The 12620-nt window shown below is 48.7% G+C and carries 11 protein-coding genes; 4 read left to right on the forward strand and 7 right to left on the reverse strand.

Features of this window, described 5'->3' with window-relative positions:
• Positions 1-90: 90 nt before the first annotated feature.
• On the forward strand, positions 91-678 hold the full coding sequence (locus R7F67_RS02860; protein WP_042522248.1) for a GNAT family N-acetyltransferase: 588 nt from the start codon (positions 91-93) through the stop codon (positions 676-678).
• An 81-nt stretch (positions 679-759) separates the two neighbouring features.
• Here R7F67_RS02860 and R7F67_RS02865 read toward each other — a convergent pair whose 3' ends face one another.
• The 6 genes from R7F67_RS02865 to R7F67_RS02890 form a co-directional block, all read right to left on the reverse strand.
• Positions 760-1026 carry a DUF2999 family protein gene (locus R7F67_RS02865; protein ID WP_004746427.1) on the reverse strand — a complete coding sequence of 89 codons (267 nt, stop codon included), beginning with the start codon at positions 1024-1026 and terminating at the stop codon, positions 760-762.
• A gap of 103 nt (positions 1027-1129) precedes the next feature.
• Entirely contained in the window at positions 1130-2239 is a 1110-nt protein-coding gene (locus R7F67_RS02870) for a lipocalin-like domain-containing protein (protein ID WP_206949175.1), read from the reverse strand.
• Positions 2239-4749, reverse strand: a complete 2511-nt coding sequence (locus tag R7F67_RS02875; protein ID WP_318056877.1) for an ABC transporter permease — start codon at positions 4747-4749, stop codon at positions 2239-2241. The genes R7F67_RS02870 and R7F67_RS02875 overlap by 1 nt, the downstream gene beginning before the upstream one ends.
• On the reverse strand, positions 4736-5446 hold the full coding sequence (locus R7F67_RS02880; RefSeq protein WP_042522244.1) for an ABC transporter ATP-binding protein: 711 nt from the start codon (positions 5444-5446) through the stop codon (positions 4736-4738). The genes R7F67_RS02875 and R7F67_RS02880 overlap by 14 nt, the downstream gene beginning before the upstream one ends.
• Before the next feature lie 226 nt (positions 5447-5672).
• Positions 5673-5918: a DUF3297 family protein gene (locus R7F67_RS02885; protein WP_005374689.1), complete on the reverse strand. Its 246-nt coding sequence runs from the start codon at positions 5916-5918 to the stop codon at positions 5673-5675.
• A gap of 105 nt (positions 5919-6023) precedes the next feature.
• Positions 6024-8015 carry a U32 family peptidase gene (locus tag R7F67_RS02890; protein ID WP_064369561.1) on the reverse strand — a complete coding sequence of 664 codons (1992 nt, stop codon included), beginning with the start codon at positions 8013-8015 and terminating at the stop codon, positions 6024-6026.
• 227 nt (positions 8016-8242) lie between these two features.
• Here R7F67_RS02890 and R7F67_RS02895 point away from each other — a divergent pair, with 227 nt between their 5' ends.
• On the forward strand, positions 8243-8689 hold the full coding sequence (locus R7F67_RS02895) for a DUF302 domain-containing protein (RefSeq protein ID WP_258475664.1): 447 nt from the start codon (positions 8243-8245) through the stop codon (positions 8687-8689).
• Between the two features lie 95 nt (positions 8690-8784).
• Here R7F67_RS02895 and ptsG read toward each other — a convergent pair whose 3' ends face one another.
• The gene (gene ptsG, locus R7F67_RS02900) at positions 8785-10227 is read right to left on the reverse strand and encodes a glucose-specific PTS transporter subunit IIBC (RefSeq protein ID WP_025500127.1); all 1443 of its coding nucleotides are present in this window, start codon (positions 10225-10227) and stop codon (positions 8785-8787) included.
• A gap of 265 nt (positions 10228-10492) precedes the next feature.
• Between ptsG and R7F67_RS02905 the strand changes: the two genes are divergently transcribed.
• Entirely contained in the window at positions 10493-11200 is a 708-nt protein-coding gene (locus R7F67_RS02905; protein WP_005383484.1) for a response regulator, read from the forward strand.
• The gene (locus R7F67_RS02910; protein WP_318056878.1) at positions 11190-12620 is read left to right on the forward strand and encodes a HAMP domain-containing sensor histidine kinase; all 1431 of its coding nucleotides are present in this window, start codon (positions 11190-11192) and stop codon (positions 12618-12620) included. Before R7F67_RS02905 ends, R7F67_RS02910 begins: the two co-directional genes overlap by 11 nt.

Below are 12620 nucleotides of genomic sequence, written 5' to 3' on the forward strand. Positions count from 1 at the left end.
ACATTGCTAATCAGCCCGAAAGTTGTCGCAAAAATCCAATTCTTCTCTTATCCGCTGGGCTACTATTTTCAGCAGATAACGAGGTAACACATGTCATATCAAAAACTAAAACAAGGCGAAGCCATCCCATTTAATGAATCTTTGACTATCCAACTGATTCAAGGCTCTGATCTACAAGATATTATCGAGATGTTGAACGACGATAAGGTCAATCAATATCTGTTCTTCGCACCTGCTGACAACAGCCTATATGAAGGCTTCTTTGGCCCTATTATTGAAAATACGGCACAAGCGATTAAAGACGATGTTTGGCCAGATAGCCCAACGTTCGTGATTCGCGACCAACAAGGTCTGTACATGGGAATGTGTGCAGTGACCGCGGTGATGTTCTTAACTGGCAACTACGAAGTGGGTTATCAATTACCAACTTGTGCATGGGGCAAAGGCGTTGCGACTCGCGCTTGCCAAATGATGACCGAGATTGGATTTACTGAGCTAAACGCCCATAAAGTCAGTGCGGATTGCTACGCTTCTAATGCTGGTTCTTACAAAACGTTAGAGAAAAATGGTTTTACTCAAGAAGGCCGTCAGAAAGACTACTACAAACGAGAGCAAGGCTTTGACGACAAGCTTTACTACGGCATGACCGCAGAACAATTCGCGTCTTTAAATCGCTAATAATTAGCTAACAAAAAAGGCCGTTAACCCAAATGCTCGGGTTAACGGCCTTTTCTATATTCAGCGCTAAATGGCAAAGGCTTAGTTGCCTTGGTTTTGGCTTTGAAGCTTCTCTTTTGCTTCTTCAACCTTTGAGAAATCCAATCCCAATTCGTCTACCGCTTCTTTGATTAGCGCAGGGTTTTGCATCACTTGCGCCATCAGCATTTGTAGCTTGTCTTGTGGCAAGCCTAGTTGGCTGATTGTTGCCATTGCCGCTAGAGGGTTTTGCGTCAGAGTCTGAAAAATCTCGTTGATTTGTTCGTCGCTGATGTTGTTCTCTTTTAGCAAGGCGATAATTGGGTTCATCATATTTCCTTTCAATTATTCATTGGATGACACTGAGGTGCAGTGTATCACTCGGTTACCTGTGTTTGTACTAGCTGAATAATTGGGGTAATCACTCAACTTTTCAATACCCCGTTAGTTCCATATAACCTGTCCCAGAATGAGAGCCCTCAATACGCACTGGGCCTTCCCAATAAGGCACAGAAAGGGGCATTTTCGCGTTCGGGTTGAGGGCAGAAACCGTAAGTTCGATTTGCTGGTTAGGAATCGATACTTGCCACTCGGTTGGATACTTTCGCCCTTGGATTTCTGTTTGCTTAGTTGCCTTTAACTGAATGTCTTTTTGAGAAATGGCGATGCCAGAGCCATCTTGCTGCATCAGTCTTGCGTTGGAGTAACTGGCTGCTCCGGTTTTGGAATCCCGCAACTGGAACACCACCAAGCTGGTGTCGTCACTCAATCTTAGGGCAAACCAGTCCCAGCCTTGTTGTGAGTCGAGTAAGAATTGCGAGCTCCACTCTCGGTCTATCCAGCCTTTGCCCGACACTTGATGGGTTTTGCTGTCGATCGTGACTTCACCGGAGACATCAATAAACGGTTGGCTGTAGTAATACGAAGCCACCTGACCATCGGCGCTTTTGGTGCTGTACCCTTGCTCTCCTTGTTTTTGATACGGTGCGCTGCTGGTAAGAGTGAGCGAATAGCCAAACTGTTCGGAGTTTGCATTCAATGTGGCAGGGAAGAGATCGGTGGTTGAAGAAGTCCACTGCCAATCATCGAGATAAACCCGAAATGGTGAAGTGTCGACGCCAGCGAGAGAGGCTTGATCGCGCGACCATTTTTCATCGGCGTAGTGTTTGTCTGCGGTCGTCACTGCGCTGTGCGCCATGTAGATTTGTTGAGCTTGCCATTCGGTTTTCTTCACGTCATCTTCGCCCGTTGGCGGCGCAGCAGCAAAGCGAAACTGTGTCCACTGGACGCCAAGTGGAGTGCCATCTTCATCAATTAAGTTAGCGGTTAAGTACCACCATTCATGACGAAAGTTTGGGTGTGCTTGATGGTCTGCAGGGAAGGTGAGTTCAATCCCTTTTTCTACGGGTGTGAATAGGTTGCTTTCGCTTTGCATATCTCCACTGCCCAGAAAAGTTCCCATATTTTGTTGCTGCGCATCTTCACAACCGAATAGGAATAAGCTGCTTATGAGTAGAGTAAGTTTGCTTGCCAATCGAACCATCACAACACCTCGCTTTGCAAACTGGATACGACAGGCTTACTGACCAATCGCCACAGCGGAATCAAGGTTGCGATCACTGCCACCAAGATTGTGATTGCCGCAATGCTGAGGGCGTCACTCCAATTCCACAGATAATTTAAGCTCCAACCAAAAGCTCGTAAGGTGACGATGTCTGTCAGTACGTAACCCACCATGGCTCCGAGGGGCAGGGCGATAACCAGAGTAAAACTGACCAAAGCGACGATCTGTCCGACCACCATGGTCATTAATTTACGACGACTAACGCCAAGTGCATACAGCCTTGCAATGGCGGCTTTGCGCGCGTCGAGCAACATAAAACAAGCACTGAACAGACCAATTACCGCGACCATCAAAGTTACGCCGTTGAGTGCGCGCGTAATGGCGAAGGTCTGCGAGAAAATATCCAACGCGATGGATTTGATTTGCGCCTGATCGTAGAGCTGACTTGGGTGCAGATTCAATTGCTCGCGCAGTTGGTCGTATACGATTTGTGGGTCACCAGATACTTTAATGCCAAGGCTTGTCGGCAAGTCGGTAAAGCCGCTCTCTTGCCATAGCTTTGGTGCTAATAACACTTCACCATTGGGTGAGCCGTAATCGTGGAATATCGCACCCACAAGTAGGTTCTTATTTGGAACGGCATCAAGCGTGAGCTCGCTACCCAGAGATAAACCCAGTTTGACCGCGGTTGGTTCACTGATAGCGACCAACTCACCTTGGTAAAAGCGTGACCAGAAGTTCTCCAAACGCGATTTGAACACTATTGTTTGCTCTAAGGTGTCTTTGTCTTTGGTGCCAAGCAAAATTGATAAACCATGCAGATTATCGTCGACGTAGTATTGCTTGTAGACGGTCTCAACCTTGTCGAATTGCCCTAACGCGCGCTCCACATCTGCGATTTTCCCTTGCGCAGGGCTGACGTAAATATCGGCGTGCAACCTTTGTTCTAACCACTGTTTTAGGGTGGACTCGAAGCTGCCAACTAGCGTATTCATGCCCATATTGGCTGTAACGGCGAGTAGCAGTGCCATCATGGCGAGAGAAAGCGGAGAAATCAGCTCGCGCAGCTCAGCAAACAGATACTGCATCAAACCAGAACTGGTGCGCTTTTCACACCAATTGGCTAACACGCTGAGTGTTTTGGGTAGATACAAAGGAATCGACACCACAAGCACGCCGAGCCACGCCATGGTGAAGCGGTGATGCTCACTCAGCCATAACCCTGCAAGTGCGAAAGTCGTCAACGCAGCACCTATCACGAACAATTGGTTTTCGTTAGAGGCTTCCGGCGCTTGATAAAATCCACCATGAGAGGAAAGCGGCTGACGCACTCGCTGTTTAAAGTGCTGCCAACACGCCAACAGGGTTGCGGCTAACGTGAGCAGCAGGGCTTGCGCCCACCATTGCCACTGCCAAGTGCCGGGCAGCAGTGTCGCACCATAAAGTTGTTCTAAAGTCAGAGCTACAGTCGGATGCAACCAATGGCTGAGCTGCATGCCCAATACAAAACCAAGGGAAGCACCGATGGTAACGAGAATAGTGAGTTCAACTAACAGCGCAGAGAACACAATGCTCGGCGCAACACCCGCCTGTTGAATTTGCACTAACAGCCGATTGCGTTTAAGCAAGCTGTACTTTACGCCGTTGTAGGCAATGAACAACCCGACTAAAAAGGCAAGTAAGCTCATTGCGGTGAGATTGAGGTGAAAGCTGTCGGTCAGCGAACCAAGGTCTGTACTTTGGTTATTGGAAATCCATTGCCCTTGCTCACCAATGATGCTTTGCCAATTTGCTTGCGTGCCTTTATGCCCTTTATCACCCGAATGGAAAACCGCAATGTAACTGAGCTGTCCTTGTTTATTGAGCAGTTGCTGGGCAAAGCCAATGTCCATCAACATTCGGCTACCTAACTGCCATTCGTCAGGCAACACCACCACTTTGGTTGGAATGTCGTCCAAAGTTAGGGTTTCTACCTCCCCTAAGTTTTGATGTTGAGATTGGCTCATCATTACGATCGGCTTGCCAGCCAAAAGCTCAGGCAAAGGTAAAGCACTGTCGAACAAAGACACGTTCTGTTCACTATCCGATGAATAGCGAGAACGTGAAGAGATAGCGGCAATCAACTCGCTGCCTTGTACTGACCAGCGACGCCCTTGTTCGTCTCTCACTCGCCCTTCGATTACCGGTAGTGCTGCACTGAGCCCATTTTGTCTAAGGGTGAAGTAGAGCGATTCGGGCAGATAGTTTTGCCCTGCTGGTGGAATAATTACGTTCTGAGCTTGTGCGCTGAGCTGCTCGGTAGACTCAGCATAACTGCGCTTGGCATTGAGGTTGATGGCTTGCACCGCAACAAACAAGGTCACTGCCAGCACTATACCGATCAGAATTGCGGCGGCTTGCAGTGGCGCCTGCCGATAGTGCGCTACAAACAGATTCAGGGCGAGTCGAGTATGCGTGAATCTGGTGTTTGGTTGCTTAGCTTGCTTCATGGCGAAGCTCATGTTTGTTTTGGTGATGACTGTTCTGTAGCTGACTATTATCTAATCGCAGCCGTGTTTTCATAAACTCAGCGCATTCAGGGCTGTGGGTGACTAACAGCACTGCCGTATTGCCTTGGGTGGTGATTTCACTGAGTAGCTTCATCACTTCTAACCCCGCTTTTTGGTCGAGGTTACCTGTGGGTTCATCAGCAAGTAGCAGTTTAGGTTTGTGTGCTAAGGCGCGCGCAATAGCGACTCGTTGTTGTTGACCGCCGGAAAGGGCAGAAACATGTCTATCGAGCAGTTGGCTGATGCCTAGAGTCTCGACCAAATAATCGCACCAGTCATTCCATTTTTGTTGATTCAAATGCAGAGGGAAGGCGATGTTTTGCTGCACGTTGAGCGGCGTTAATAGATTGAATTGCTGGAAGATAACACCGAGTTTTTGATGTCGAAATCGGCTCCATTGTGGGTCTTTCCAAGCCGCCGTGTTATCGCCATCTAACCACAACTTACCATCGGAAAGCGGCTCAAAGCCAGCGATGACATTGAGTAAGGTACTTTTGCCGCTACCACTTGCACCCGTCAGCGCAACGCTCGCTCCTGTGTTCAACGTAAAGTCGACGCCTTCCAACACGCGATGTGTCTCTTTGCCATCGACAAAGCTTTTGCTGGCGTGTTTGAGTGTGACAAGTGGGCTTTCCATTTCCTCTCCCTGTATTCAAAAGGTGTCGTTTCTTTTGGCAATCGCTATTGCAGTTCGTTCTTTAGAAACTTTAGACAACAATCAGATAAAAACAGCGATTTACATCGATTTCTTAATAACTTGTACTGAAAAGAAGAGGGAATAGATTAAACGAGAAGGGGATATGACAGGCATTAAAAAAGCCCGAGTCAGACTCGAGCTTTCAAATACATTCAGCGTGGTCAGCTTACACGTAGTACGCTTCAACTTCGCCTTTAAGTTTGATTAGCATTGGGTTACCGAAACGGTCTTTTGCTTTAGGAGAAGCAATTTTTACCCAACCTTCGCTGATGCAGTATTCTTCTACGTCAGTACGCTCTTGGCCGTTGATACGAATACCGATTTGGTGCTCGAAGCATTCTTTGATGAAGAATGGGCTACGTGGGTTACCCGCTAGGCGATCTGGTAGAGCTGGTTTAGCTGTATCTGTCATTTTGTTTGACCTAAATTCCGTAAAAAGTGCGCTATTGTAGTCAGTGCACTGTATGTGTTCAAGATATGTTGAGAGTGGATGCGTTGTTTAACTTTCAAGTACCGCCTATAACCCCTTTAAATACTGCGCGTTGGCTGTTGGTTGAATCATGGCATTCAGCGTTTGGACGGCTTGTTCACTGTGATCTTCAAGTAGAGCTAAGAACGCGTCAATCAACTCAGGTTTGCTTGCTGAGACTTTTGTTTCGGTCTGGATATCACACAGATCGATCAACACATCGGTAAACAATTGCGGCAGATCGTGCAGCACTTGCAGGTTTAAGATGTTGTGCTCGCTGTAGATTGAATTGTGGCTGCCTTTTTGTTTTTGCACCAAGTAAGGATTGTCTTTTAAGTTGATGATAGACGTGCGTTTATCACAGCGTTTCAAACAACTTTTGTTGACCTTCACCTTACGGCATCCTTCGGTTTGTTGAAACAAACATTGGCGGCTCGTGAGTAGAGTGTTCGGGTGATAAATGCTGTAGAAGCTGCGCATGTTTTTCGGACGCTTTATGTGACGCACCTGCTTCATATTCAGCTCGTTAGAAACAAACGCGCCACTTGCCGCGAACTCGTCTTGAAGGCATTTAAACGCGTATGAGTTCACCGTGTTCAGTTGTGGGCCTGCCACCCAGCCTAAGCCGAGCTCTTTTGCGATCATGCCGACACCTGAGTTGTTGGTGATCAACAACTCAGGTTGGATGGTTTCCAAAAATACGCGCGCGGCGTGGTAGTCTTCGCCAATCAAAATGGCTGGGAACCAAGGTTTGAGCATTGGGTTGGCTTGGAACAATTCAATCATCGCGCTCAGTTCACCAGACAATCCCATTGGCAATTGATAGTAAACATCAACGTCGTGGTATTCGCACAGCATGGCTTCTTGTGCTGACGAGATCAGAACCGATAATTTTGGCGCACCTTGGCGAGGTTCTGGTTGAGGTAACGTTGGCAGAGTTGGCACATCAATCGACCCTTTCAAGCTGCTGCCGGATACTTGTGTTGAAGTGACATCGAACGACTTAGTTTGCTCTGCCACTTTCTCAATGATCGCGGTTTTGTCATCGTAGAGTTTCTTTTTCACCGCTTGTACATCATCAGCAGACTGGCATTGGTAAACCTTCGAAAAATGCTTTACAGCATGGTCGCGCGGGTTGTCGATGTACATCGCCTTGCCGAAATCACCTTGCAAAAATGCGTTGGAGAAATCACGGTTGAACACTGTGTATAACTCTGTGGTGTCTTCAGAGAGTTCCAAACCCTCGCACAAGCGATCAATCTGTTTACGCCAGTTATCGACCACGGTGTACACGTAGTGGGATTTCTTAATGCGGCCTTCCACTTTCAACGAATACACACCCGCATCAGCAAGCGCTTCCAAGTCCCCAAAGGCGGAGTTGTCTTTCATATTGAGTGGGTAGTTGTTGCCTGTTTTGGTCGTTTCGTACTGTTCGCGACAAGGTTGGCTACAGCGTCCACGGTTACCTGATGCGCCATTGCGAGCGGAACTGATGTAGCAAATTCCGGAGAATCCGATGCAGTATGAGCCGTGGACAAACACTTCCATCATTACGTTGTGCTCGCGACCAAATTGCGCCAGATGTTTTATCTCACTGATGTTAAGTTCGCGAGATAAGTTTACTCGGCTTGCGGTGAGCTGGTTGAGAAAGAGGATTTGGCCTTCGTTATGCGTGTTCAGTTGCGTTGAAGCGTGCACATCCAAATCGGGAAAGTGATGTTTGAGAATGTAGGCCAGACCGAGATCTTGTACGATCACGCCATCGATTTTGGTGGTGTTCAGTTGGCTGAGCAAGCGAACAATCGCTGGAATTTCACTTTCTAAAATCAGCACATTCAACGTTAGGAAAATCTTACAGCTGTGCTGATGGGCCAACGTTAACACGCCATTTAAGTTATCTAAAGTGAGGTTGGTCGCTCGGTTACGAGCATTGAAGCGGTCGAGCCCACAGTAAATTGCATCGGCGCCAGCGGCAATGGCGGCTTTGATGGAATCTAAATCACCACCGGGTGCTAATAACTCAAATTGATCGCGTGTCACTACTTTTCTCTTTCTTACTAAAATAGGCTGCAAATGTTACGTATTTCACGCTTTTGATGCTCAGCTAGTTAACGCTTTATTAATCTGAATCAATTAATCCGTGTTACACGGTCGACTCTTGAGTGGGTAGAGTGCAATTCGCGATAGCGGAATTTGACTTCTATAGTTTTCCTACACTTGGTTTTTCTATATCTAGTTTTCGACTCAGAGAGAGGAAGGGACGACAAATGAAAAAAGTAATCATTGGGTTGGTCGTGGCGTTGACGTCATTGAGTGCATTGGCTGGGGAGGGTGTGGTAACCGTTGCGAGCACGCATTCAGCAAAAAATACGGCGGATAAATTTGTCGCTATCGCGCAAGAAAAAGGGTTGAACGTCTTTGCGCGCATTAACCATCAAGAGAATGCCACGAAAGTCGATATGACGTTGCGACCAACCGAAGTTATCGTGTTTGGAAAACCTAAAGTGGGCACGCCACTGATGATCTGTGCGCAGGAAGTGGCGCTCGATTTACCCCAAAAAGTGTTGGTGTATGAAGATGCTGACGGCAAAACGTGGTTAGCTTACAACGCTCCGATGTATTTAAAACAGCGCCATCATATTGAAGGCTGCGACGAGGTATTGAACAAAATCAGCGGCGTGCTGGGCAATTTAACCAACGCGGCGGCGAAGTAGGGCTGGTTATTGGCTTCGCTTTTTTTACTCCGAAAACGAAAAAGCCAACCTCACAAGGAGGTTGGCAAATCTTACCTAGATTGGGGGAGGTAAGATTAGGAGGTGGCGAGTACGCTGTGCACTTCTGACTTAATTGAGTCAGACTGCGTACCGAAAATCGCTTGTAAACTGTCGCCAATCACTAATACATCTCGTGCGCCAAGTGCTTTTAGCTTAGCAACATCAACGTTAGCAATGTCTTTCACCGAGACACGCAGACGAGTAATACACGCATCGACTGACTTAATATTGGCTTTGCCGCCCAATGCAGCCACTACATCTACCGCGATTTCATCAGGTTGTCCGGCAATCTTCACTTCTGCAATGTCGGTTTCACGGCCCGGCGTTTTTAGATCCAACTTCACAATTAGGAATCGGAACAAGCCGTAGTACAGCGTCGCCCAGATTGGACCGATGATGATGAACATCCACGCGTTGGTCGACATTGGGTAGTAAAGGAAGAACTGGATCGCGCCGTGCGCAAAGTCAGTACTGTGTTTGATTTCCAAAAATGCGGTGATCGCAAACGCAATACCAGTTAGGAAAATATGGATCACGTACAGCACTGGCGCGACGAATAGGAAGGTAAATTCGATTGGCTCTGTGATACCAGTCAACCAAGAGGTCAACGCCGCAGACATCATCAAACCGCCGACGATTTTCTTACGCTCAGGAGACGCGCAGTGGTAAATCGCCAATGCCGCTGCTGGTAGCGCCCACATGGAGTACATAAAGCCACCAGACAGATAACCTGCGGTTTTATCGCCCGCGAAGAAGCGAGTGAGCTCACCGGTAAACTCTTTGCCGGTTTCTGGGTCTACATAGCTGCCGACTTCAAAGAAGAACGGCGCATTCCAGATGTGGTGCAAACCAACCGGGAGTAGTGAACGTTCGCCCGCGCCGTAAACCGCCCACGCAAGTACAGGGTTTTGGTACGCTGCCCAATGAGAGAATGCATCAAGAAGTTGTCCGACAGGTGGCCATGCAAACGCGAGAATCGCACCAACGACGATCGCCGATAAACCGGTGACAATGGGCACAAATCGCTTACCCGCGAAGAAGCCCAAATATTCCGGCAGTTTGATGTTGTAGAAGCGGTTGTACATGATTGCCGCGACCGCACCGATAAAGATGCCGCCAAACACCCCGGTTTGTAGCGTCTCAACGCCCATGATGGTGGCGTCAGTTTCTAGGCCGCGCAGACCAGTCACGATACCGAGCGATGCGTTCATAATAATTAGGCCAACTAAGCCAGCGAGCGCCGCGGCACCGTCATTGCCTTTTGATAATCCGAGCGCCACACCGACCGCAAACATCAACTGCATGTTGCCGAACACGCCTTCACCGGCGGCGAGCATCACTTTGTTGACCGCGTCTGGAATAAACGCAAAGCCCGCGTTACCAATACCCAGCATCAAGCCGGCCACTGGTAACACCGCCACAGGCAGCATCAACGACCGCCCTATTTTTTGTAGTTGTCCAAATATACTTGCAAACATGGTTTCCTCCTGACGAATGCCAGTGTTGTAGGACCTGATTCCTTCAGGTCATGTTGTTTCACGTAAGGTCAGGATGATCATAGCGAGCAAGGCGGCGCCTAAGGTTACAAAAGGCAATCAGTTTGTAAGTGGCCGCTTACAAATCTCTTACACCGAGAAGTGAAAATTGCAATCGGCTCGATTGTGCATGGGCGTTTAAGAATGCATCATATTGGCCAGCGCCAAACTCAGGGGCAGGCACAGGGACGGACACAGGGAAAGTAGGATGGAAAACAAGCAGATACTGGTCGTCGATGACAACCTAGACCTTCGCGAAGCGTTGTCAGATTACCTTGGCCGCGCTGGATTTGAAGTGCTTTGCGCGGAAAACGGCGGCGTAATGTGGCAACTGCTCAACGATCACCATCCTGATTTGATCATCCTCGATATTATGATGCCCGGTGAAGACGGCTTTACCCTGTGCCAGAAACTGCGCAAAAACTCCGATATCCCGATCATCATGCTGACCGCCGTCACTGAAGAAGCCGACCGAGTCGCAGGGCTAGAAATGGGCGCTGACGACTACATCACCAAATCATTCAGCCCGCGTGAACTGCTCGCGCGCATCAAAACCATTCTGAGACGCAGCCAATCGACCGCCAATAGCAAACTGACGCGTAAAGTGCGTTTTGACGATTGGTTATTAGATACCGTAACCCGACAACTGACCCACGTTGCTAGCCGCGAGGTCAAGCAACTGAGTGGCGCGGATTTGTCGCTGCTCGGTTTGTTCGTCAACCACGCGCAATCAATATTGTCTCGCGATGACATTGCGCGCGAGATCTGGGGACGTGATGCCGACCCGTTTGAACGCGGCATTGACGTGCAGATCAGCCGCTTGCGTCATCACCTTGAAGATAAAGACCGCTCGCTGATCTTAACGGTGCGCAACAAAGGCTACATGCTGACCACGGACGTGCATTATGAGAATTAAACACTGGACGGGATCACTGGTCGTTCGTACCAGTGTGTTCTTGTTGCTGGTGATCATTCTGGCGCAGGTATTATCCGGGATTATCTGGTATCAACACGCCAGCGAACGCGATAAAGAAGGCCTGACCACCACAGTCAAAAGCTTAGCACTGAGTGCTTCTTCTACCATCGCCTTCTTTCAAACCCTCCCTTCGGAGTATCGCCACTTGGTGCTCAATCAACTACGCAACATGGGTGGTACGCGCTTTTTCGTCTCACTCAACAATCACCAGATTGACGTCGACCCACTGCCAGAGAGCGAGCGCAAAACGTTGGTCATCAACGAAGTTCGCGAGGTATTAGAAAGCGAGCTGAGCGGCATTCCTAATATTGAGGTGGAGTTCACCCAGCGCGACAAACTCAAAGTGTTCAACAACGAGCTACCTATCGATGAACTGCCACTATTGTGGGCGCATTATTCGCTTTCGTTTGGTGACCTCAACCCACCCATTCTGGTGATGCAGGTCGAAGTCGCACAGAACGAATGGTTTTATCTCGCGGCGGTGCTACCCGCGCCTTACATCAACCTAGAGACTAACTATTTTGAGCTGCGCCAATGGCTGACGCTATTGGTGTCCGCGCTAATGCTGTTGCTGTGTACCTGGTTTATCGTTCGCAAAGAAATTCAACCAATTCGAGAGCTGGCAAAAGCAGCAACCCTGATGTCGAGCCGATTAGACGTGCCCGAAGTCTCTGAGCGCGGCAGTAACGAACTGAAAGCAGCGGTACGTGCGTTTAACAAAATGAACCGACGCATCGACAGCCACATTAAAGACCGCGAGATGCTGTTCAGCGCCATCTCCCACGATCTGAAAACGCCGATAGCCTGCCTAAAACTACGGGCGGAAATGCTGGATGACGACGCCGACCGAGAACGCTTTATCCGCCTGAGTAACGACCTAGATTTGATGGTCAAAGGCGCATTGCAATGCATTAAAGAGACCGATATCCACGAGGAAATCGAGCCGATCAATTTCACCCAACTGATTCAGCACATTTCCGCCAATATCGCCGATGCGCCGGACACGATTCGCATCCACGGTGAAATCCGCACCCACTTTGCCGGCAAACCGTTAGCGATTAAGCGCTGCATTCAGAATCTGATCGATAACGCGCTCAAATACGGCCATCAAGCGGACATTACGCTGAGTGAAAGCCCAGAGTCGATCCAGATTGAAATTGAAGATCACGGTGATGGTGTTGACGATTTATTACTTGAAAAGCTCTGCCAGCCATACTTCCGCGCTAGCAACGATAAAGAAGGCAGTGGGCTGGGGTTAACCATTTCACAGAGCATTGCAAAGGCTCACGGCGGCAGTTTGTCGCTGAGCCATTCTCAGTTTGGCGGCCTCTGCGCCACACTGACTTTCCCGAGAGACTGA

Origin of the sequence: Vibrio sp. YT-17 (assembly GCF_033337375.1) — a bacterium.
Classification (GTDB): Bacteria; Pseudomonadota; Gammaproteobacteria; order Enterobacterales; family Vibrionaceae; genus Vibrio; species Vibrio alginolyticus.